The organism is Nocardiopsis halophila DSM 44494 (genome assembly GCF_000341245.1).
In the GTDB taxonomy this organism is placed as follows: domain Bacteria; phylum Actinomycetota; class Actinomycetes; order Streptosporangiales; family Streptosporangiaceae; genus Nocardiopsis_A; species Nocardiopsis_A halophila.
The window spans coordinates 88531-110186 of sequence record NZ_ANAD01000081.1; the positions used below are offsets into that span (position 1 = coordinate 88531).

Genomic DNA, 21656 nt, shown 5'->3' on the forward strand with positions numbered 1-21656 from the left:
CAGCGCCGGGTCCGGCCCAAGGCACCGTAAAGTCCGGCGGGACGGCGGAGCGGCAGCGTGCGCCGCCGGTGCCGCCGTCCCAGCCTTGGGGCATGGGCAGGCACGAGGCTCCGTCGCGCACCCGCGGCCGCCAGGGCGAGGGCGCGCCCCGGCTGGCCGTCATCCTGACGGCCCTGCTGCTGGCGGTGGCGCTGGCCGCGCTCGACCAGACGATCGTCGCCACCGCCCTGCCGGTGATCGCCTCGGAGCTGGGCGGGCTGAGCCACATCTCCTGGATGGTCACCGCCTACCTGCTGGCGGTCACCGCCACCACGCCGCTCTGGGGCAAGCTGGGCGACCTGCTGGGGCGCAAATGGGTGCTGATCACCTGCCTGGGGGTGTTCCTGCTCGGCTCGGCGCTGTGCGGCACCGCGCAGACCTTCGTGCAGCTCGTGCTCTTCCGCGCGGTGCAGGGCATCGGCGGGGGCGGGCTGATGGTGCTGGCCCAGTCGGTCATCGGCGACGTGGTCCCGCCGCGCCGCCGCGGCCGCTACATGGGGTTCTTCGGCGCGGTGTTCGGGGTGACCAGCGTGGCCGGGCCGCTCATCGGCGGGTTCATCGTGGACCACCTGTCGTGGCGGTGGGTGTTCTACGTCAACCTCCCGCTGGCGGCGGTGGCGCTGGTCGCCCTGGTGGCGGCGCTGCCCCGGGGCGGCGGGCGGCCCACGGTCCGGGTGGACTACGCCGGCATCGCCCTGGTCGCCCTGGTGGCGGTCTGCCTGGTGCTGGTGACCTCCTGGGGCGGGACCACCTACGACTGGACCTCGTGGCCGATCCTGGCGCTGATCGCGGCGGCGCTGGCGGGCGGCACCGCCTGGTGGTTCAGCGCCCGCCGCGCCGCCGACCCGGTGCTGCCGCTGGGGCTGTTCCGCAGCCCGGTGGTGGTCGTCGGCGGGCTGGTGAGCTTCGCGGTCGGCTTCGCGATGCTGGGCGCGATGACCTACCTGCCGCTGTTCCTGCAGATCGTGCACGGCTACACGCCCACCGAGTCGGGCCTGCACCTGCTGCCGATGGTGGCGGGGATGCTCCTGTGCTCGATCGGCAGCGGGCAGCTGGTCACCCGCACCGGGCACTACAAGATCTACCCGGTGGTGGGCACCGCGCTGGTCGCGGCGGCGCTGTACCTGCTGTCGACCCTGCGCCCGGACACCCCCTTCGGGGTGATGGCCGCCTACCTGTTCCTGCTCGGCGCCGGCCTGGGGCTGACCATGCAGGTGGTGGTGCTGGCGGTGCAGAACGCCGCCGCCCAGCGCGACCTGGGCGCGGCCACCTCGGCGGCCACCTTCTTCCGGTCCATCGGCGGCTCCTTCGGCGCGGCGGCGTTCGGCGCGGTGTTCGCCTCCCAGCTCGGCGGGAACATCGCCGAGCGGCTGCGGGGCGTGCCGGTGCCGCCGGGGTTCGACCCCTCGGTGCTGGAGTCCGACCCGCAGCGGCTCCGGGAGGCCCCGGCGGCCGTGCGCGATGCGGTGCTGGCGGCCTACGCCGACTCGGTGGACACGGTCTTCCTGTACGCGGTCCCGGTGGCGGCGGCCGCGTTCGTGCTGGCGCTGTTCCTGCGCCAGGTGCCGCTGCGCACCACCCTGGACCCGCCCGAACTGGACGAGGCGCTGGCCCCGGTGCGCGCCGAGGGGCCCGACCGGGGCGTGCTCGGGGCGGCCGAGCGGGCGGTCTACCGGGCCTGCGGGGTGGAAGGGGCGCGCGCCATGTACGCCCGGCTGGCCGAGGCCGCCCACCTGGACCTGTCGCCAGGGTCCTGCTGGGTGCTGACCCACCTGGCCGAGACCGGGCCGATGGCGCCCGGCGAGCTGGAGGAGCTGTCGGGCGGGGAGGCGTCCCCGGCGCGGGGCCTGCGCGACGAGCTGGAGACGGCGGGCCTGGTGGAGGCGGGGGAGGACGCGGAGGCCTGGCGCCTCACCGGGCGCGGCCGGGACGCCGCCCGGCGCCTGTTCGACGCCCAGGAGGAGGCGCTGCGCGCGCTGGTGCGCGGCTTCGGCCCGGACGCCGACCCGGAACTGGCGGCCGAACTGCACCGGCTGGCCCGCAGCACGCTCGGCGACGAGGAGGACGCCGGCCTCGCCGGTCAGGAGCCCGACCGCCGGCCGCTGTAGGGCCCTGCGGGCCGCGACGGCGACCCCGGTGGTGGGCGCGGAGAGGGAAACCGAATATGGTTCGGTTAGAACCGTCCGAGTCGGCCGCGACCCCCTGGAGGACAGCATGGCCGAGGCATACATCGTCGGGGCCGTCCGAACCCCCGTCGGTACCAAGAAGGGCGCGCTCGCCGGGGTGCACCCGGCGGACCTGGGCGCCCACGTGCTCAAGGAGCTCATGGAGCGCACCGGCGCCGACCCCGGGGCCGTCGAAGACGTGGTCATGGGCTGCGTCAGCCAGGTCGGCCCGCAGTCGCTCGACCTGGCGCGCACCGCCTGGCTCTCGGCCGGGCTGCCCGAGACCGTCGCCGGGGTGACCATCGACCGCCAGTGCGGCTCCTCCCAGCAGGCGATCCACTTCGCCGCGCAGGGCGTCATGTCCGGCACGCAGGACCTGGTGGTCGCCTCCGGCGTGGAGAACATGGGCATGGTCCCCATGGGTGCCAGCGTCAAGTTCGCCCTGGACCAGGGGCTGCCGCTGTTCGGCGACGGCTGGACCGGGCGCTACGGGGACCAGGAGATCTCCCAGTTCCGCGGCGCCCAGCTGATGTGCGAGAAGTGGGGCTTCAAGCGCGCCGAGCTGGAGGAGTTCGCGCTGCAGAGCCACCGGCGCGCGGCCGCCGCCCTGGAGGCCGGGCGCTTCGACGACGAGACCGCGCCCCTGGCCGGGGTCGGGCGCGACGAGGGCGTGCGCCCGGACACCACGCTGGAGAAGATGGCCGGCCTGGACCCGCTGCGCGAGGGGTGGGAGCTGACCGCGGCGGTGGCCAGCCAGATCTCGGTCGGCGCCGGCGCGGTACTGATCGCCTCGGAGCAGGCGGTGGAGCGGCACGGCCTGACCCCGCTGGCGCGCATCGTGCAGCTGTCCCTGCTCGGCGACGACCCGGTCTACATGCTCACCGCGCCGATCCCGGCCACCCGCCTGGCGCTGGAGAAGGCGGGCCTGTCCATCGGCGACATCGACGTCACCGAGATCAACGAGGCCTTCGCCCCGGTGCCGCTGGCCTGGGCCCGCGAGCTGGGCGCCGACATGGCCACGGTGAACCCCAACGGCGGCGCGATCGCGCTGGGGCACCCGCTGGGCGCCACCGGCGCGGTGCTGATGACCAAGCTGGTGCACGAGCTGCGCCGCTCGGGCGGCCGCTACGGGCTGCAGACCATGTGCGAGGGCGGCGGACAGGCCAACGTCACCGTCATCGAGCGTGTGTGACCCCCTCCTCCAGGCCGAGCCAGCCGGCCATCGACTCCAGCTCGGCCTGGAGGGCCGCTGACGTCTCCTCGGGAGCGTCCGGCTCCAGCGTGGTGCGGCGCGCCACCAGCCGCCCGGCGGCCCGGTCGGCCTTCAGGTCGACCCGGGCCACCAGGCGGTCGCCCAGCAGGAACGGCAGGACGTAGTAGCCGTGCACCCGCTTCGCGGCGGGGACGTAGATCTCCAGCCGGTAGCGGAAGCCGAACAGGGCCTCGGTGCGGTCCCGCTCCCAGACCAGGGAGTCGAAGGGGCTCAGCAGGGCGCGGGCCCCGATCCGCCGCGGCACCCGGGCGTCGCGGTGCAGGTAGGCGGGGGAGCCCCAGCCCTCCACCCGGACGGGGACCAGTTCGCCGGAGTCGGCCAGGTCGGCCACGGCGGCCCGGCCCTGGGCGGCGTTGAGGCGGAAGTAGTCGCGCAGGCAGCGCTCGGTGGCCACACCGTGGGCGCGGGCGGCGATGCGCACCAGTTCGCGGCGGGCCTCCTCCGGGTCGGGGTCGGGGGCCGCGTGCACCTCGGCCGGCAGGACCCGGGAGGGCAGGTCGTAGCGGCGCTCGAACTGCGCGGTCCGGCCGTCGGCGGTGACCTCGCCGGACCAGAACAGGTACTCCAGCGCGCGCTTGACCAGGGACCAGTTCCACCCCCAGTGCTCCTTGGCGCGCGGTGCGTCGTGCTCCAGGGCGGCCTCGATCTCGCGGGAGGTGGCCGGCCCCGCGCGCTCGACCTCCTCCCGGACGGCCTTGACGAGGTCGCCGTGGTCCCGGGCGACCTCGCGCATGCCGCCCCACGCCTCGTCCCGGGCCCGCGCCATCCGCCAGCGCAGCAGCCGGTGGGTCGTCGGCGGGACCAGGCTGGCCTCGTGCGCCCAGTACTCCACGAGGCGGCGGCCCCCGCGGCGGGAGGCGGCCCGGTCGGGCAGGGCCCGGTCGTAGGGGCCCAGCCGGGAGAAGAACGGCAGGTAGTGGCTGCGGGAGAGCACGTTCACGCTGTCGATCTGGACGACGCCCACCCGGTCCACGACCCGCTGCACGTGCCGCAGGGTGGGCGCCCCGGAGGGCCGCCGGTCGGCGAACCCCTGCGCGGCGAGCGCGATGCGCCGGGCCTGTGCCGTGGAGATGGTCGAACCGCGCCGGGGGTGCGGCGCAGGGGGCGTTTCGTACATGAGTGCTAACGTACACCCGACCCCGGCCGTCAGCCCATCGTGCGGTGCTGGTCCTCGGCCTGGGAGGGGCCCGGCTCGGACGGGCCGATCATCGGCCCGGGGACCGACGGGTCGAGGACGCCCTCCTCCAGCCAGGTGTAGCGGTCCTCCATGAGGCGGCGGGCCAGCTTGCCGTCGGTGTCGTCGGAGTTGTCCCACAGGGCGGCGAAGTGCCGCTCCACCCGCAGCCGGGACTGGCGGCAGAAGGCGTCGGCCAGCTCCATCCCGGCCGTGCCGCGCCCGTCGGGCCCCGTCTCGTGCTCGTGGCGGGCGCGCACCACCGCCGCGCTCATCGCGAACAGCTCGGCGCCGATGTCCACGATCCGCGCCAGGAACGCCTGGCGGGTCTCCATTCCGCCCTGCCAGCGGGACATGCCGTAGAAGGTCGAGCGCGCCATCCGCCGCGAGGCCCGCTCCACGAAGCGCAGGTGCCCGGCCAGCGGGCCGAACTCCGCGTAGGACCCCGGGCGCTGCCCCTGCCCGACCACCAGCGACGGCAGCCAGGACGCGTAGAACCCGCCCGCCTTGGCCAGGGCCCGCGCCTTGGCCTGCGGGTCGGCGTCCGGGTCGATCAGGTCGCCGGCCACCGACAGGTGCGCGTCCACCGCCTCGCGGGCGATGAGCAGGTGCATGATCTCGGTGGAGCCCTCGAAGATGCGGTTGATCCGCAGGTCCCGCAGCAGCTGCTCGGCGGGTACGCCCCGCTCGCCGCGGGCCGCCAGCGAGTCGGCGGTCTCGTAGCCGCGGCCGCCGCGGACCTGCACCAGCTCGTCGGCGATCTCCCAGGCGCGCTCGGAGGCCCACAGCTTGGCGATGGCCGCCTCGATCCGGATGTCCTTGCGCCGGTCGTCGGCCATCTGGCCGGCCAGCTCCAGCATCGCCTCCATCGCGTAGGTGGTGGCGGCGATGAAGGCGACCTTCTTGGACACCTCCTCGTGGCGCCCCACCGGGCGCCCCCACTGCACGCGCTCGCGCGCCCACTCCCGCGCGATGCGGGTGCACCACTTGCCGGCGCCCACGCACATGGCCGGGAGCGACAGCCGCCCGGTGTTCAGCGTGGACAGGGCGATCTTGAGGCCCTTGCCCTCGCCGCCGATCAGGTTCTCGGCCGGGACGCGCACCCGGTGGAAGCGGGTCACGCCGTTCTCGATGCCGCGCAGCCCCATGAACCGGTTGCGCCGCTCCACGGTGATGCCCGGGGAGTCGCCCTCGACGACGAACGCGCTGACGCCGCCGCGGTGCCCCTCGCCCTCGGGCACCCGGGCCATCACCACCAGCAGGTCGGCGACCACCCCGTTGGTGGTCCACAGCTTGACCCCGTCGAGCAGGTAGGCCGCCCCGTCCTCGGTGGGGACGGCGGTGGCGTGCAGCCGCGCCGGGTCGCTGCCCACGTCCGGCTCGGTGAGCAGGAAGGCGCTGATGTCGGTGGTGGCGCAACGGGGCAGGAAGGCCTGCTTCTGCTCCTCGGTGCCGAACATCTTCACCGGCTGGGGCACGCCGATGGACTGGTGGGCCGAGAGCAGCGCGCCGATCGCCGGGCTGACCGAGCCCACCAGGGTCAGCGCGCGGTTGTAGTGCACCTGGCCCAGGCCGAGCCCGCCATAGGCGCGGGGGATCTTCATGCCGAGCGCGCCCAGCTCCTTCAGGCCGCGCACCACCTCGTCGGGGATGCGCTCCTCGCGCTCGATGCGCTGGGCGTCGATGGTGGCGCAGAAGTCGCGCAGCCGGGCGAGGAACCGCTCGCCCTCCTCCTCGGCCCCGGCGTCCGGACGGGGGTAGGGGTGGATGAGGTCGAGCCGGAACCGGCCCAGGTAGAGCTCCTTGCCGAAGCTGGGCAGGCGCCACTCGCTCTCCCGCGCGGCCTCGGCGACCGCCCGCGCCTCCCGTTCGTCCGCGCCCGCCGCCGACGGGCGGCCGTTGACCGTGGTCATCGTGGGGATCACCTCACCGGTGGATACGGGGTATGGCCTCCATCACACCTCTACCCGCGGGTAGGGGCGACCACGCCTCACCCCGGCTCCTCGGGGGCGAAGGGGAACCGGACGGTGACCGCCGTCCCGGCGCCCCGCTCCGACTCGATGCCCGCGTCCCCGCCGTGCGCGGCGGCGATCGCCGCCACGATGGACAGCCCCAGCCCGCTGCCGCCCCCCGGCGACCGGGTCCCCCGGTGGAACCGGTCGAAGGCCCGGTCCAGGTCCGCGGTGCCCATCCCCGGCCCCTCGTCGCGCACCCGCAGCGCCGCGTACGGCCCGGACGCGCTCAGCCGCACCTCGACCGGGGTGCCCTCGGGGGTGTGCTCGGCCGCATTGGCCAGCAGGTTGGCCACCACCCGGCGGAACCGGGCCTCGTCCACCCGGCACTCCAGCGCGTCCGGCGCCCGCAGGACCACCGGCCGCTCCGGGTGCACCACCCGGTGGTCCTCCACCATGTCGCCGACCACCCGGACCAGGTCGGCCCCGTCCAGGTGGAGCGCGCCGGTGCGGTCCAGCCGGGCCAGCTCCAGCAGCTCGGCGACCAGGGTGCCCATCCGCTCGGCCTCGTCCTCGATGCGCCGCATCGCCCCGGACAGCTCCTGCTCGGGGATGGCGCCCTGGCGGCCCAGTTCGGCGTAGCCGCGGATGGTGGTCAGCGGGGTGCGCAGCTCGTGCGAGGCGTCGGCGGCGAAGGCCCGCACCCGCTCCTCGGAGGCGCGCTGGGCGGCGAAGGCCCGCTCCAGCCGCCCCAGCATGGTGTTGATCGCCGACGCCAGCCGCCCCACCTCGCTGCCGCCCTCGGCCACCGGCATCCGCGCCGACAGGTCCGAGCCGGTGGAGATGCGGTCGGCGGTGGTGGCTATCCGGTCCAGCGGGTCCAGGCCGCGCCCGATCAGCCACCGCCCGGCCAGCAGCAGCCCGCCCAGCAGCAGAACCGCCGTGACCAGCTGCGTCAGCACGAGGTTCCAGGGGTACTCCTCGCGCTCGTTGGTGGGCACCGCGGTGACCATCAGCCCGTCCGCGCGCTGGCGCACCGTGGCCCGGTAGGGCGGGACCGAGGACTCGCGCCCGTCCAGGTCGACGATCTCCTCGGTCGCGCCCAGCCGGCGCAGTTCGCGCACCGGCACCTCTTCCAGCCGCGCCAGCACCACGTCGTCGCGCTCGAGGTCGCCGTAGACCTGGTTGACCCGGCCGGTTCCCCGGTCCACCAGCACCACCAGGTAGGGGGAGGGGCTGGGCGCCTCCACGCCCACCGGAGGGGTGTCGTTGTCCAGCCGCGCCATGGCCCGCTCGGCCGCCAGCACCACCTGGTCGTCGATCCGGTCGGTGATGTAGCCGCGCAGGGTCACGAACCCGACCACGCAGGTGACCAGCAGCCCGGCGGCGGTGACCGCGAGCAGGCCGACCAGCAGCCGGAAGCGCAGCCGCCCCGGGGCCATCTAGGAGCCGTCCGGGGACTGCAGCACGTAGCCCACGCCCCGGCGGGTGCGGATCAGCGGCGGCCCCAGCGGGTCGAGCTTGCGGCGCAGGTAGCTGACGTAGGTCTCCACGATCTGCGACTGGCCGGCGTAGTCCCAGCCCCAGACGTTCTCCAGCAGCTGACGCCGGGTGACCACCTGCCCGGCGTTGTTCACCAGGTAGGCCAGCAGCCGGAACTCGGTGGGCGAGAGCTCCACCGGCACCCCGGCGCGCTCCACGCTCCACTTGCGGTCGTCCAGCACCAGGTCGGCGTAGCGCAGGAGGCCGCCCTGGTCGCGCACGGCGGCCCCGGCCCCCGCCGGGTCGCGGCGGGCGCGGCGCAGCAGGGCGCGGATCCGGGCGACCAGCGCCTCCACCGAGAAGGGCTTGGTGACGTAGTCGTCGCCGCCCAGGGTGAGCCCGGTGACGGTGTCGGCGGGGGTGTCCCGCGCGGTCAGGTAGATCACCGGCACGTCGTCGCCGTCCTCGCGGAGCTTGCGGCAGACCTCGAAGCCGCTGATGTCCGGCAGCAGCACGTCCAGCAGGATCAGGTCGGGGCGGGCGCCGCGGGCCGCCGCGAGCCCGCTCTGGCCGTCCTCGGCGTCGTCGACGGTGAACCCGTGGAACTGCAGGGCGGCGCGGACCAGGTCCCGGATGTTCGGCTCGTCGTCGATGACGAGGATGCGCTGGTCGGGGGAGTCGTCGGTCATGGCTGCTACCTCGGTGGCCGCACGGGTTCGGGTCCGGCCCTCCATGATGCCCCAGGCGCGGTGCGGCGCCGGTGCGCAGCGGGCGGGGCCGGTGCGGAGGACGGCCGCACCGGACCCGCCCGCTGCCCGCACTATGGCAGCGCCGCGGCGCCTTGTCCTCCCCGACACACGCCCGCCGGGCCGTTCTGCCGCATCCGGCCATGTCGCCCCCGAGCACTAGGCTGGTCGCCGTGCGTATAGCAACGTGGAACGTCAACAGCATGAGGGCCCGCAAGGACCGGGTCGCGGCCTGGCTGGAGCGCAGCGACGTCGACGTGGTCGCCGTCCAGGAGACCAAGTGCCGGGACGACCAGTTCCCGGTCGGGGTCTTCACCGAGGCCGGGTACGAGGTGGCCCACTTCGGCCTCTCCCAGTGGAACGGGGTCGCCATCGCCTCCCGTGTCGGACTGGAGGACGTGCGCACCTCCTTCCCCGACCAGCCCGGATGGGGCGACCCCGAGCAGGTCGAGGCGCGGGCGCTCTCCGCGGAGTGCGGCGGCGTGCGGGTGTGGAGCCTGTACGTGCCCAACGGGCGGGAGATCGACGACCCGCACTACGACTACAAGCTGCGCTGGCTGGAGGCGCTGCGCGCGGAGGGCGCGGCGCGGCTGGCGGAGGACCCCCGGGCCCAGATCGCCCTGTGCGGGGACTTCAACATCGCCCCGCAGGACGACGACGTGTGGGACATGGCCGAGTTCGAGGGCAAGACGCACGTCACCGACAAGGAGCGTGCGGCCTTCGCGGCCCTGGAGCAGGCCGGCTTCACCGACACGGCCCGCGCCTACACGCCCGGCCCCGGCGTCTACACCTTCTGGGACTACCAGGGCCTGTCCTTCCCCAAGAAGAAGGGGATGCGGATCGACTTCGTCCTCGCCTCGCCCGCGCTGGCCGAGCGGGTCTCGGGGGCGCGGGTCGACCGGGAGGAGCGCAAGGGCAAGGGCGCCTCCGACCATGCGCCGGTCATCGTCGAGGTCGACTGACCGGACCTGGGTAGAGTCGGCTCCGTGACATCGACATCGGCATCCAGAGCCGTCCCGCGCATCGCGGTCTACGGCAGCATCAACATGGACCTGGTCGCCTACGTGCCGGTGCGGCCGGCCAGCGGGGAGACCGTGGCGGGCACCGAGTTCCGCCAGGTTCCCGGCGGCAAGGGCGGCAACCAGGCGATCGCCGCGGCGCGGGCCGGAGGGGACGTGGCCTTCCTCGGCGCCGTGGGCGAGGACGCGTTCGGCACGCAGATGCGCAGTGCCCTGGTGGATTCGGGGGTGGACGCCTCCGAGCTGCGCACCGTTCCCGGCTCCTCCGGGGTGGCGCACATCGTGGTCGAGGGCGACGGGGCCAACTCCATCATCGTGGTCCCCGGCGCCAACGGGGCGATGACCGGCCTGACCGGCGCCGAGCGGCGGATGCTCGCCGGGTGCGACGCGCTGCTGCTGCAGCTGGAGCTGCCGACGGAGGGCGTGGTCGCCGCGGCCCGCGCCGCCCGCGAGGCCGGGGTGCGCACCGTGCTCACCCCGGCGCCGGCCCGGGAGCTGCCCGACGAGCTGCTGGACCTGGTCGACCTGCTGGTGCCCAACCAGCACGAGGCGGCGGCGGTCACCGGCGAGCAGGACCCGCACCGGGCGCTGGAGGCGCTGCTGCGGCGGGTGCCCGAGGCGGTGGTCACGCTGGGCGGCGACGGGTCGCTGCACGGCGAGCGCGGCGGCGAGCCGGTGCACGTGCCCTCCCGGCCGGTGGAGGCGGTGGACACCACCGCCGCCGGGGACACCTTCTGCGGCGCCTTCGCGGTGGCCCGCGCCGAGGGGCGGGGCGCCGAGGAGAGCATGGAGTTCGGGGCCGCGGCGGCGGCGCTGTCGGTGCAGCGCCAGGGCGCCAGCACGTCGATGCCCCACCGCACCGAGATCGAGGCCCTGCTGGCCGGGTAGAGCACGCGGCCGGGTCCGCGGGACGGTCGTCGGGCCGTCCCGGGGCCCGGTGGTTCCTACTGCAGGTGGCCGATCTGGCGCAGCCATTCGGTCGGGTCGGCGCTCTGCAGCCGCACCTCCAGGACGATGTCGACGGTGTCGCCGATGACGCGGGCGCCCCACGGGGACGGGCCGACGTCGGCGATGCCGAAGTCCGACAGCGCGATGGAGCCGTTGGCGGCGAAGAAGTGCGCGTGCACGCCCTCGGGGTCCTGCAGGTCGGGGGCCTCGCCGCCCCACTGGCAGTCCAGCTCCAGCGGCCGTGTGGTGCCGTGCACCGTCAGGTCGCCGTACATCCGGAAGGCGTTGCGGCCGCGCCCGCGGGCCTCCAGCGCGGTGGAGGTGAAGCGCATCTCCGGGTAGGCCTCGGTGTCGAGCAGGTCGGGGGAGCGCAGGTGGGCGTCGCGGGCCCGGACGCCGGTGCTGAGGCTGTCGGTGCGCACCGTGGCGTCGACCTTGGAGGCGAGCGGGTCCTCGGCGACGTCGACGGTTCCCCAGGCGTCGCCGAAGGTGCCCTGCACCCGGCCGAAGCCCAGGTAGCGCGCGACGAAGATGATGCAGGAGTGCGCGGGGTCGACGTACCAGGTCCCCGGCTCCGGCTGCGGCGGCCGCGCGTCGGGCGGCGGTCCGGCCCCGTGATCGTGCACCATGTCTGATTCCCCCTATTGACACTGTTTTGTCGCTTTCCAGGCTAAACCCCGTAGCCGGGTGGCGACCGGCACACTGGTCAGGATGCCCGCGAATCAGCAGGTCACGACCGCGACGGCCGGAACCGGTCCCGGGCGGCGGCTTGAGTGCTGGGACGTCGGCGTCCTAACGGGCCGGATCCGTGTCGATCTCAGATGGGCCCCGAGTTCGCCGGTAAGGGCCCTACGTCCCGAGCCCAACGACGAGGGGGCGCCGGGCGAGAGGGGAGTGGCACCGCTGGCGGACGAGGCCGGGGCGTCGCTTTCGTCACATGCGTGGGCGGCCATCGTTCCCGAACGTCCCTTGACACGGGGGTTGGGGGGATCTGGGGGCGGGTGGGCGACATGGGGCGGGTATCGCAGAGCGCGAGCGGTTCTTTACAGTTCCTTCTGGCGCGCCCTCCCCACCGGCGCCCTACCGAGCCGGCGCCGCCGGCCCTCCCCGTTCCGGAGCGCGTGATCCCCATGGACCCAGACCCCACCAGGCCACCCGAGCACGAAGAGCGCAACGAGCGCACGGCGTCCGCCGGGGACGGCTTCGCTTACACCGTGCCCCTCGGCGGCGCGCCGTCCAGGTCCGGCCGCTCCTCCGACCGTGAGACGGTCTTCACACCCCGCGTCCCTGCCGAAGAGCGGCCCGGCGGGTTCGCCGCCGGGGCGACCGAGGTCGTCGAACCCGTCGATGTGGTCGAGGTCCCCGGGGACGGCGCCGAAGCGCCGCTGTCGCGCTCCGAGCGCCGCCGCATCGAGCGGCGCCGGTCGCGCAACCGGAAGATCGCGGCGGGCGCGGTGGCCGGGGTGCTGGCGGTCGGCGCGTTCGCCGCGGTCGGGGCGGGGCTGTCCAAGGCCCGGCAGGAGGTCGGCGTGGACGTTCCCCCGGCCCCCACCGGTCTGCCGGGCGCCGAGACCACCGGAGGCGGGAGCGGCACGCCGTCCGGATCCGGCCGCGGCGAGGGCCCGAACGCCTCGGCCGATGCGGAGTCCGGTGTCACCGGGAGGGCCGAGCCCGGGGACGCGCCCGCGACCTCGGGCACCGGGCGGCCCGGTTCCTCCGGCGGCGGCGAGGGGGACCGGGAACGGGACGGCCGCGAGGACGGCCGTGAGGACCAGCGCCCGGAGCGTCCCACGCGGGAGCCGGAGCCGCCGTCCACCCCGCCCGGCCAGGAGAGCCCCGACCCGCGGCCGACCGGCCCCGGGCCCACAGGGGGGCCGGAGGAGCCGGACCCCGGCCCGGAGCCGTCCGAGTCCCCCGAACCGGGCGGCCCCTACATGACGGATTTCCACTGACGGTGGTGTCGGCCCGCCGCCCGGGCCGGGGCCGCGCCTACATCTGCTCCGGGGCGCGGACGCCCAGCAGCTCCAGGCCCTGCACCAGGATCCGGAGCGCGGCCGCGCACAGGGCGAGGCGGGAGGCGCGCCGCTCCTCGGTGTCGGCGGTGAGCACCGGGCAGTGCTCGTAGAACGTCGTCAGCTCCTGGGCCAGGTCGAACAGGTACCCGCACAGCCGGTGCGGCTCCAGCTCGTCGCCGACCAGCGCCACCGTCGGGCCGAAGCCCAGCAGGCGCAGCGCCAGGTCCCGCTCGGCCTTCTCGCCGATGGCGATGGCCCCCGACGCGGCCTCCTCCGGCGCCACCCCGCCCTTGCGGAAGATGGAGCGCAGCCGCGCCTGGGCGTACTGCAGATAGGGGCCGGTGTTGCCGGTGAGCGCCAGCATCCGGTCGAAGTCGAAGACGTACTCGGTGTCGTGCGAGACCGACAGGTCGGCGTACTTGACCGCTCCGATGCCCACCTCGCGCGCGATGTGCGCGCGGGTGTCGGCGTCCAGGTCGGGGCGGTTCTGCTCGACCACGGCGGAGGCGCGCTCGACCGCCTCGTCCAGCAGCTCCATCAGCCGGATCGGCTTGCCGCTGCGGGTGCGCAGGATCTTGCCGTCGGACCCCAGGACGTTGCCGATCTGCACATGGACCGGCTCGGTGCCCTCGGGCACCCACCCGGCCTTGCGGGCGGTCTCCCACACCATCCGGAAGTGCAGGTTCTGCGGGGCGCCGACGACGTAGAGCACGCGGTCGGCCTCGAGCTCCCGGGCGCGGTAGCGGATGGTGGCCAGGTCGGTGGTGGCGTACCCGTAGCCGCCGTCGCTCTTGCGGATGATCAGCGGCACCGGCCTGCCCTCGCGGCCGGTGTAGCCGTCGAGGAACACGCACAGGGCGCCGTCGCTCATCACCGCCAGGCCCTGGTCCTCCAGCTCCTGGCAGACCTCTTCGAGCATGTCGTTGTACATGCTCTCGCCGGCGAGGTCGGCGTCGGTGAGGGTGACCTCCAGCGTGGAGTAGACCCGGTTGAAGTAGGCCTTGGACAGCTCGATGAGGTCGCGCCAGATCTGCAGCGTCCCCTCGTCCCCGGCCTGCAGGGACACCACCCGCTTGCGGGCGCGCTCGGCGAACTCCTCCGAGCCGTCGAACTTGCCCTTGGCGGCCTGGTAGAAGGCGTTGGGGTCGCTCTTGAGCAGCTCGGCCCCGGCCGAGTCCTCGCCGACGTCGAGCAGGTGCTCGATGAGCATCCCGAAGGGGGTGCCCCAGTCGCCGACGTGGTTCTGCCGGACGACGTTGTGCCCGAGGAACTCCAGGGTGCGCGCCAGCGCGTCCCCCACCACGGTGGTGCGCAGGTGCCCGACGTGCATCTCCTTGGCGACGTTGGGCGCGGAGTAGTCGATCGGGATGTTCTGCCGCCGCTGCACCGGAACGCCCAGCCGGGCGTCGTCGAGCAGGGCGCGGGCCTGGGCGGCGATCCAGTCGTCGCGCAGGGTCAGGTTCACGAAGCCGGGGCCGCTGATCTCCACCTCGCGGCACAGGTCGTCGGAGTCCAGGTGCTCGACGATCTGCGCCGCGACCTCTCGCGGCTTTCGCCCCAGTCGCTTGGCCAGCGCCAGCGCGGCGTTGGCCTGGAAGTCGGCGAACTGGGAGGGGCGGATGACGGGGTCGGCGTCGGCGTACTCGGGCCCGAAGGCGGCACCGAGGGCGGACTGGACCCGTCGCGCGAGGATCTCTTGCGGGTCGGCCATGGGCCAAGCCTACCGACCGCCGTCACCTGGATTCCGTGACCTGCGCGGATGCGCCGCCATCCAGGCGACCCACCACGCGGCGGCCGTCACGAGCCCGGCGAGGGCGTACCAGGGCGCCCGCCACCAGGCCGGGGGCGCGTGCGCGGAGGGCGAGGCGCCGTCCGGCGGCGGGAGGGGGTCCGGGTGCGTGCCCTGGGCCGTGAGCGACCACACGAGGAACGCGTCGCCGACCGGGAGCGCGCCGCCGAGGTACCGGCGCTCCCCGCCGGCGGCGACCGGCAGTCCCAGCGCCTCGGCGAAGCCGGTGAGGGCGGCGGCCGAGGCGGCGTCGCCGTAGACCACGGCGTCGCCGAGGGCCACCGTGCTCGCCGACGCCGACAGCCCCAGGACCAGGGGGCCGGAGTCCACGTCGCCGGGGGAGTCGTCGCCGCGGGGGTGCTCGCGCACCCCGGGCAGCGGGGCGACGGGGGAGGCGAAGGCCTCCTGGAAGGCCGCGCGGTCGCGGGCCGCCCACGCGGGGTCGATGTCGGGGAGGAAGCGGAGCAGGAGCGCCTGTGAGCTGCCCCGGGCGCCTTCGGCCGGTGCGCCGGTGGCGGCGTCGGCCCGGTGCGGAATGAGGCCGGTGGCGGGGTCGGTGTGCGCGGCCGCGGCCTCCTTCCAGGCCGCCAGCAGGGAATCGTGGCCGTCGGTTCCGCGCACCCGGGCGTCCCGGGCCAGGGCGGCCGCGGCGACCACGCTGTCCACCGGCCAGGCCTGCCCGGGATAGGCCTCCAGGTAGGGGGTGCCGCGGTCGAGGGAGGCGGAGAAGGCGGAACGGAGCTCGGCGGTGTCCTCGGCCAGGCGCCCGGCCTCCTCGGGGGCGGCCTCCGGGCCTCCGGCCAGTTCGACGATGCGCACCCGCAGGTAGGTGCTCCATCCGGCGTGGAAGACGCCGTACGCGGGTTCGGCGCCGGCGGGGAAGGCGGCGGTCCCCTCGGGGGACTCCAGCCGGTCCAGCGCCCACCGGGCCTCCCGCAGGGCCTCGTCGCGCAGGCGCGCATCGAGGGTGCCCGTGTCGGCCCGGGCGAGGCCGTAGAGGGCGTGGGTGAAGAAGTACCCCTCGGGGAAGAGCGCCTGCATGTCGGCTCCGGCGCCGTCGCGCAGGGCGGACCGCAGGAACGCGAGCCGGGGCGCGGCGTCGGCGGCGACCTCCTCGGGGGTCCGCTCCAGCGGGGAGGGGGAGTGCGAGCGCACCGCGCCGAGCACCGCGAGGGCGGTCACGGCGAGCGCGGTGAGGAGCGCGAGGAGGCGGGGGGCGGCCATGCGGCCGATGGTACGGGGCGGTCCTTCAGTGGTCGTCCGGGTGGCCCAGGCGGTGCAGCCAGCCCGCGCTCCGGCCCGAGGGGGAGACGCGGCGGCGGATCTGGTCGACGATGCGGCCCGCGGCCAGGTCGGCGGCGAGCAGGCAGGCGCGCTCGATGCCCCGGGCGCGGCTGGCGCCGTGCGCGATGACCACCGTGCCGTTGAGCCCCAGCAGCACCGCGCCGCCGGTGCTCTCGCTGTCCAGGTTCTCGCGCAGCTCCCGCAGCGCCTTGCGCTGCAGCAGGGCCCCGGCGCGGGCGCGGCGGGTCGAGGTCAGGGCGTCGTGCACGGCGTCGAAGGCGAACCGCACGGTCCCCTCCACGGTCTTCAGCGCCACGTTCCCGGTGAAGCCGTCGGTGACCACCACGTCCACCTGCCCGGCGAGCAGGTCGTGGCCCTCGACGTTGCCCCGGTAGTCCAGCCGGGGCGGCTCGGAGGCGGTCGCCGCCAGCAGCTCGGAGGTCTTGCGCGCCAGCCGGTTGCCCTTGCCCGGTTCGGCGCCGATCGTCAGCATGCCCACCCGGGGGTCGGCCACCCCGTGGGCGGTGTGCGCGTAGGCGGCGCCCAGCTGGGCGAACTGCACCAGCATCTCCGGCTTGGCGTCGGCGTTGGCGCCCGCGTCCAGCAGCACCGTGGGGCGCGGGCGGGTGGGCAGCACCACCGCCAGCGCCGCCCGCAGCACCCCCGGCTGGGTGCGCAGCCGGACCGTGGAGGTGGCCACCACGCCCCCGGTCGACCCGGCCGACACCAGCGCCGAGGCGTCCCCCTGGCGGATCAGCTTGCAGGCCACCGCGACGCTGGAGCGCGGGCGGCGCCACCCGGCCAGGGCGCCCTCGTTCATGGCCAGGGTGTCCTCGGCGTGCACCACCGGGACCTCGCCGGTGGCACCGTGCTCGGCCAGCAGCGCGGTGAGCTCGGAGAGCCGCCCCACCAGCACCACCCGCAGTCCGTGCCCGCGCACCGCGGCCACCGCGCCGGCCACCGTCTCGGCGGGACCGTGGTCGCCGCCCATGGCGTCCAGGGCGATGACCGGGCCGCCGCGCGGCGCCGCCGCGGCCGTCCCCTCCGCTCCGGACCGGGTCTGGTTCACGTGTGGATCCTCACTGTTCCGCGGGGGCCGGCGGTGGACCGCCGCGCCCGGGGCCGACGTCTTCGCGCACGTGGTGGGGGTGTGCCCGCTCCTCGGGCAAGGCTATGCCGTCTCGGCGGGCGCGTGCCGGGCGGCCGGAGGAACCGGAGGTCAGGAGGGTATTTGCGGAAAGTGGGTAAGAATCAGCGAAGATCGGGTATATCGGTCGGCTGGTCAGGAGGGTGACCACTCCGGGCCCGACAACACACATGTATGTGATCTCGCCGGGCGCCCCCGCTCTGCCGGGGGCGCCCGGATCAGGCCTGTCCTGCCGCCGGCGGGGCGCGCCTGCCGCACCCTGAAGGGAGACGCGTGAGCTTGACGCAAGACGCGGCACTGTCCCCGTCCGCGGGACGTCGCTTCCGTGCCTACACCTCGAAGCACCTGGACGAGTTGACGGCGCGGGCCGGCCTCGGCGAGGACGAGCGGCTCGCCGTTCGCGCTGTCGCCACGGTGCTGCCGTTCCGTGTCAACAGCTACGTCATCGACGAGCTGATCGACTGGGACGCCGCCCCCGACGATCCGATCTACCGGCTCGTCTTCCCCCAGGCGGACATGCTGCCCGCCGAGGACGTCGCACGGATGGCGGATCTTCTGCGCCAGGACGCGCCGAGGAAGGAGATCAACCAGGCGGCCAACGAGATCCGGGCCAAGCTCAACCCGCATCCGGCCGGCCAGATGGATCTCAACGTGCCCAAGGTCGACGGGCAGGACCCGTTGGAGGGCATGCAGCACAAGTACCGCGAGACGGTGCTGTTCTTCCCCAAGCAGGGGCAGACCTGCCACGCCTACTGCACCTACTGCTTCCGGTGGGCGCAGTTCGTGGGCGAGCCCGATCTGAAGTTCGCCTCCGGCGAGGTGGACCACCTGGTCCGCTACCTCAAGGAGAACCCGCAGGTCACCAGTGTCCTGTTCACCGGCGGCGACCCGATGATCATGGGCGAGGGGGTGATCTCCAAGTACATCGAGCCGCTGCTGGAGGTCGAGACCCTCGAGTCCATCCGGATCGGCACCAAGGCGCTGGCCTACTGGCCGCAGCGGTTCGTCACCGACCCGGACGCCGACGACACCCTGCGCCTGTTCGAGAAGGTCACCGAGTCGGGCAAGAACCTGGCCTTCATGGCCCACTTCAGCCACCCCAACGAGCTGGAGCCCGAGCTGGTCCACGAGGCGGTGCGCCGCATCCAGGCCACCGGGGCCGTGATCCGCACCCAGGCGCCGCTGATCCGCACGATCAACGACGACCCGGCCGTGTGGGAGCGCATGTGGCGCATGCAGCTGCGGATGAACATGGTCCCCTATTACATGTTCGTCGAGCGCGACACCGGCCCGCAGGACTACTTCGCGGTCCCGCTGGCCGAGGCCTACGAGATCTTCCGCAACGCCTACAAGAACGTCTCGGGCCTGGCGCGGACCGTGCGCGGCCCGTCCATGTCGGCCACCCCGGGCAAGGTGTGCGTGGACGGCGTCACCGAGATCGCCGGGGAGAAGGTGTTCGTGCTGCACCTGATCCAGGCGCGCGACCCCGAGCTGGTGGGCAAGCCGTTCTTCGCCAAGTACGACGAGAAGGCGGCCTGGCTCTTCGACCTGGAGCCCGCCCTGGGGGCGACCCACTTCCCCTACGAGGAGGCCCCGCCCGAGGACGTCTCCGCGCTGGTCGACCAGGCCCGCGCCTGACCCGCGCCCGCCCCGCCCGCCGCGCGCGGGCGGGGCCCTAGCCGTCGGTGCGCCGGCCCGCGGCCGGCACGGGCGAGGACCGGGGCCCGTGCATGTTGCGGGAGAAGGCGGTGGCCGCCAGCCCCGCGGCCATCGCGGCCACCGCCACCCAGCCGACCTCCCGGAACGTGTCGGTGAAGGCCTGGGAGAAGACCTGCCCGGCCAGCTCGGACAGGCGGCCGGCCACCGCGTCGGGCAGGCCCTCGGGGGGCTGCGACGGGGCCGGCCCGCCCAGCTCCACCCCGGCACCGTGCTCGGGCTCGACCGCCTCGGCGAACGGCCCCCGCGCCTCGGGCGGCAGGTCCTGGGCCGCCTCCCGCGCCTCGCGCACCGTGTTCTCCGCGAGCGAGGCCTGCATCAGCGCCCCCACCACGGCGCCGCCCAGCACCGAGCCCAGCTGCCGGACGGTGTTCAGCACCCCGGAGGCGGCGCCGGCCATCCGCGGGTCGACCCGGTACACCGCCAGCGAGTTCATCGGCCCGAACACCGACGCCACCCCCAGCCCCATCAGGGCGAGCGGCAGCACGAACGCCCACCACGGCGAGTCCGGGCGGGCGATCAGCAGCAGCCACGCCAGCCCGCCGGCGAACACCGCGAACCCGGCCATGAGCAGGTACTTCCCGCCGAGCCGGTCCACCCAGCGGCCCACCACGGGCGCGGCCACCATGGACAGCACCGACATCGGCGCCATCGTCAGCCCGGCCGCGAGCGCGGTCATCCCCAGCGCCGACTGCAGGTAGATGGTGAACAGCAGCGAGTGGCCGATCAGCGCCACCGACACCAGCGCCGCGCTCAGGCTCATCAGGCTGAAGTTGCGGTCGGCGAACAGCCCGAACGGGATCAGCGGGTCGCGCCCCTGCCGGGCGCGCTGCTGCACCAGCAGCGCGGCGAACAGCAGCGCGCTCAGGGCGAACAGCAGCGGGATGCTCACCGGGCCGTAGACCGTCCCCCACCGAAAGCGCTCGCCCTCGACCAGGGCGAAGGCGAGCAGTCCCAGCGCGGCGGTCGCCAGGGCCACGCCGGCCGGGTCGAACCGCGGACGGTGCTCGGGCCGGGGGTCGGGCGGGATGAGCACGGCCCCCAGCACCAGGGCCAGGGCGCCGAAGGGGATGTTGACGAAGAAGATGGAACGCCAGTCGAAGGCGGTCACCAGCAGCCCGCCGAGGGTCGGCCCGGCGACCGTGGCCAGGCCCGCCACGGCGCCCCACACCCCCATCGCGGTGCCGCGCCGCTCCGGCGGGAAGACCCGCACCAGCAGCGCCATGGTCTGCGGCATCATCACCGCCGCCCCGACCCCCTGCAGGGCGCGGGCCGCGATCAGCCACCCGGCGCCCGGGGCCAGCCCGCACAGCACCGAGGCGCCGGTGAAGGCGGCCACCCCGACCAGAAAGAGGCGGCGCTGGCCGAACAGGTCGCCCAGCCGCCCGGACGTGATGATCAGGACCGCGAGGGCGAGCGTGTAGACGTTGACGACCCACAGGACCTCGTCGGCGGCCGCCCCCAGGCGCCGGATCATGTCCGGGATCGCGATGTTGACGATCGTCAGGTCCAGCAGGGTCATGAAGAACCCCAGGCACAGGGCCGCGAGGATGGCCCACGGGTTCCCCCGGATCGATCGCATGCGCGCCTCCCTGCGGACCCGGTCATCCTATGTGCCGGACCCGGTGTTCCCCGGCCGGATTCCGCCGAACCGGGCGTGCCGGGCGCCGCGGCGTGCATAATCGGTCGGCGACGCGGCAGATCGGGAGAGTCGGCGCATGGCCGGTTGGTTCGACGGGACGGTGGTGGACGCCGGGCGGCTGCCCCTGTTCACCTTCTTCGTGGCGTTCGTGGCGGGGTTCCTGCTGATCCGGGCCAGCGTCCGGATGATCCGCGCGGGCGTGCGGTGGTGGCCGGGCAATGTCCGGGCGGGCGGGGTCCACGTGCACCACGTGGTGTTCGGGGTCGGGCTGATGCTGCTCGGCGGCCTGGGGCTGCTGGTGGTGCAGGAGCGGGCGGGCGCGCCGATCGTCGCCGCGGCGGCCTGTTTCGGGCTGGGGGCGGTGCTGGTGCTCGACGAGTTCGCGCTGATCCTGCACCTGCGCGACGTGTACTGGACCGAGCGGGGGCGGGCCTCGGTGGACGCGGTCTTCGTCGCGGTGGGGCTGACCGGGCTGCTGCTGACGGGGCTGCGGCCGTTCGGCTGGAGCGGCGCCGGGGTGGCCGGCGACGCGCTGCCGGTGCTGGCCGCGGTGAACCTGGCCGGGTCGGTGGTGAGCCTGCTCAAGGGCAAGATCTGGACCGGGCTGACGGGGGTGTTCGTGCCCGGGCTGTCGGTGGTGGCGGCGGTGCGGCTGGCGGTCCCGGGGTCGCCGTGGGCGCGCCGGCGCTACCCGGAGGGCTCGGCCAAGCTCGCCGCGGCGGTGGCGCGCGACCGGCGCCTGCGCCGCCCGGCGATCCGCGCCAAGATCCGGGTCCAGGAGTTCATCGCGGGACGGCACGACCTGCCCGAGGCGCCCGCGGTCCCCGAGCCCCGGGGGCCGCGCCGTCCCGCCCCGGCACGGCGGCCGACCTGAGCCGATTGGAGCGCTTGTTGTCCTGACAAGTGCACATCACGACCGATGGCCGCCGTGTGCGGGCGGCGGCGGTAGGGTGGCAGGTCATGGCACTCACCGGCAGGAGCAGGGGGCGTCGGCGCGGGCTCGTCATCGGTGTCGACATCGGCGGGACCAAGGTCGCCGCGGGTGTGGTCAACCCGGCGGGGCGGGTGCTGGCCCGCGAACGCGGGGAGACCCCGGAGCGCAGCAAGAGCCCCAAGGTGGTCGAGGACACCATCGCCGAGGTGGTCGAGCGGCTGCGCCGCCGGTACCCGGTCACGGCGGGCGGGGGGNNGGCGCGGCGGGGTTCGTCGACCGGAACCGCTCCTCGGTGCTGTTCGCGCCGCACCTGTCGTGGCGGGGGGAGCCG

At 74.7% G+C, this 21656-nt stretch carries 16 protein-coding genes and 1 pseudogene; 8 read left to right on the top strand and 9 right to left on the bottom strand.

The genetic code is table 11. The features are described from left to right. Positions 1-92 precede the first annotated feature (92 nt). Together D450_RS0110900 and D450_RS0110905 are read left to right on the top strand one after the other, a co-directional pair. A complete protein-coding gene (locus D450_RS0110900) occupies positions 93-2147 on the top strand; it encodes an MFS transporter (protein WP_017538700.1) in 2055 nt (684 codons plus the stop codon). Positions 2148-2253: 106 nt separating this feature from the next. After that, complete coding sequence (locus D450_RS0110905; protein WP_017538701.1) at positions 2254-3396, top strand: acetyl-CoA C-acetyltransferase; 1143 nt, start codon at positions 2254-2256, stop codon at positions 3394-3396. Here the strand turns inward: D450_RS0110905 and D450_RS0110910 are convergent. The 4 genes from D450_RS0110910 to D450_RS0110925 all read right to left on the bottom strand — a co-directional run bounded on the left by D450_RS0110910 (position 3380) and on the right by D450_RS0110925 (position 8774). Further along, the gene (locus tag D450_RS0110910) at positions 3380-4594 is read right to left on the bottom strand and encodes a winged helix-turn-helix domain-containing protein (RefSeq protein WP_017538702.1); all 1215 of its coding nucleotides are present in this window, start codon (positions 4592-4594) and stop codon (positions 3380-3382) included. The two genes, D450_RS0110905 and D450_RS0110910, sit on opposite strands and share 17 nt — an antisense overlap. Positions 4595-4623: 29 nt before the next feature. Further along, positions 4624-6564: an acyl-CoA dehydrogenase family protein gene (locus D450_RS0110915; RefSeq protein ID WP_017538703.1), complete on the bottom strand. Its 1941-nt coding sequence runs from the start codon at positions 6562-6564 to the stop codon at positions 4624-4626. 77 nt (positions 6565-6641) lie between these two features. Then, positions 6642-8045 (bottom strand): sensor histidine kinase, encoded by a 1404-nt coding sequence (locus tag D450_RS0110920; RefSeq protein WP_017538704.1) that lies wholly within the window; start codon positions 8043-8045, stop codon positions 6642-6644. Beyond that, positions 8046-8774: a response regulator transcription factor gene (locus tag D450_RS0110925; protein ID WP_017538705.1), complete on the bottom strand. Its 729-nt coding sequence runs from the start codon at positions 8772-8774 to the stop codon at positions 8046-8048. 230 nt (positions 8775-9004) lie between these two features. Here D450_RS0110925 and D450_RS0110930 point away from each other — a divergent pair, with 230 nt between their 5' ends. Together D450_RS0110930 and D450_RS0110935 are read left to right on the top strand one after the other, a co-directional pair. Then, on the top strand, positions 9005-9793 hold the full coding sequence (locus D450_RS0110930; protein WP_193374739.1) for an exodeoxyribonuclease III: 789 nt from the start codon (positions 9005-9007) through the stop codon (positions 9791-9793). Between the two features lie 24 nt (positions 9794-9817). Beyond that, the gene (locus tag D450_RS0110935) at positions 9818-10738 is read left to right on the top strand and encodes a ribokinase (protein ID WP_083932602.1); all 921 of its coding nucleotides are present in this window, start codon (positions 9818-9820) and stop codon (positions 10736-10738) included. Positions 10739-10794: 56 nt separating this feature from the next. Here D450_RS0110935 and D450_RS0110940 read toward each other — a convergent pair whose 3' ends face one another. After that, positions 10795-11427 (bottom strand): YceI family protein, encoded by a 633-nt coding sequence (locus tag D450_RS0110940; protein ID WP_017538708.1) that lies wholly within the window; start codon positions 11425-11427, stop codon positions 10795-10797. Between the two features lie 501 nt (positions 11428-11928). Here D450_RS0110940 and D450_RS31775 point away from each other — a divergent pair. Beyond that, a complete protein-coding gene (locus tag D450_RS31775) occupies positions 11929-12750 on the top strand; it encodes a hypothetical protein (RefSeq protein ID WP_026128479.1) in 822 nt (273 codons plus the stop codon). A 37-nt stretch (positions 12751-12787) separates the two neighbouring features. On the opposite strand, the gene argS is transcribed toward D450_RS31775, so the two are convergent. Genes argS through plsX form a run of 3 tightly spaced genes read right to left on the bottom strand, consistent with a single transcriptional unit; the run spans position 12788 to position 16955 of the window. Further along, a complete protein-coding gene (gene argS / locus D450_RS0110950) occupies positions 12788-14524 on the bottom strand; it encodes an arginine--tRNA ligase (RefSeq protein WP_017538709.1) in 1737 nt (578 codons plus the stop codon). 9 nt (positions 14525-14533) lie between these two features. Continuing rightward, complete coding sequence (locus D450_RS0110955; protein WP_017538710.1) at positions 14534-15826, bottom strand: hypothetical protein; 1293 nt, start codon at positions 15824-15826, stop codon at positions 14534-14536. Between the two features lie 25 nt (positions 15827-15851). Further along, on the bottom strand, positions 15852-16955 hold the full coding sequence (gene plsX, locus D450_RS0110960) for a phosphate acyltransferase PlsX (protein ID WP_017538711.1): 1104 nt from the start codon (positions 16953-16955) through the stop codon (positions 15852-15854). A 432-nt stretch (positions 16956-17387) separates the two neighbouring features. Between plsX and D450_RS0110965 the strand changes: the two genes are divergently transcribed. Continuing rightward, positions 17388-18671 (top strand): KamA family radical SAM protein, encoded by a 1284-nt coding sequence (locus D450_RS0110965; RefSeq protein ID WP_017538712.1) that lies wholly within the window; start codon positions 17388-17390, stop codon positions 18669-18671. A 37-nt stretch (positions 18672-18708) separates the two neighbouring features. On the opposite strand, the gene D450_RS0110970 is transcribed toward D450_RS0110965, so the two are convergent. Next, a complete protein-coding gene (locus D450_RS0110970; protein WP_017538713.1) occupies positions 18709-20331 on the bottom strand; it encodes an MDR family MFS transporter in 1623 nt (540 codons plus the stop codon). 136 nt (positions 20332-20467) lie between these two features. Between D450_RS0110970 and D450_RS0110975 the strand changes: the two genes are divergently transcribed. After that, a complete protein-coding gene (locus tag D450_RS0110975) occupies positions 20468-21265 on the top strand; it encodes a hypothetical protein (RefSeq protein ID WP_017538714.1) in 798 nt (265 codons plus the stop codon). 86 nt (positions 21266-21351) lie between these two features. Further along, positions 21352-21656 (top strand): annotated as a pseudogene (locus tag D450_RS0110980) (ROK family protein); the annotation flags it as partial.

Coding starts and splice junctions, on each gene's coding strand:
- D450_RS0110900 (WP_017538700.1), top strand. CDS start 93: ATGGGCAGGCACGAGGCTCCGTCGCGCACCCGCGGCCGCCAGGGCGAG.
- D450_RS0110905 (WP_017538701.1), top strand. CDS start 2,254: ATGGCCGAGGCATACATCGTCGGGGCCGTCCGAACCCCCGTCGGTACC.
- D450_RS0110910 (WP_017538702.1), bottom strand. CDS start 4,594: ATGTACGAAACGCCCCCTGCGCCGCACCCCCGGCGCGGTTCGACCATC.
- D450_RS0110915 (WP_017538703.1), bottom strand. CDS start 6,564: ATGACCACGGTCAACGGCCGCCCGTCGGCGGCGGGCGCGGACGAACGG.
- D450_RS0110920 (WP_017538704.1), bottom strand. CDS start 8,045: ATGGCCCCGGGGCGGCTGCGCTTCCGGCTGCTGGTCGGCCTGCTCGCG.
- D450_RS0110925 (WP_017538705.1), bottom strand. CDS start 8,774: ATGACCGACGACTCCCCCGACCAGCGCATCCTCGTCATCGACGACGAG.
- D450_RS0110940 (WP_017538708.1), bottom strand. CDS start 11,427: ATGGTGCACGATCACGGGGCCGGACCGCCGCCCGACGCGCGGCCGCCG.
- D450_RS31775 (WP_026128479.1), top strand. CDS start 11,929: ATGGACCCAGACCCCACCAGGCCACCCGAGCACGAAGAGCGCAACGAG.
- argS (WP_017538709.1), bottom strand. CDS start 14,524: ATGGCCGACCCGCAAGAGATCCTCGCGCGACGGGTCCAGTCCGCCCTC.
- D450_RS0110955 (WP_017538710.1), bottom strand. CDS start 15,826: ATGGCCGCCCCCCGCCTCCTCGCGCTCCTCACCGCGCTCGCCGTGACC.
- D450_RS0110970 (WP_017538713.1), bottom strand. CDS start 20,331: ATGCGATCGATCCGGGGGAACCCGTGGGCCATCCTCGCGGCCCTGTGC.
- D450_RS0110975 (WP_017538714.1), top strand. CDS start 20,468: ATGGCCGGTTGGTTCGACGGGACGGTGGTGGACGCCGGGCGGCTGCCC.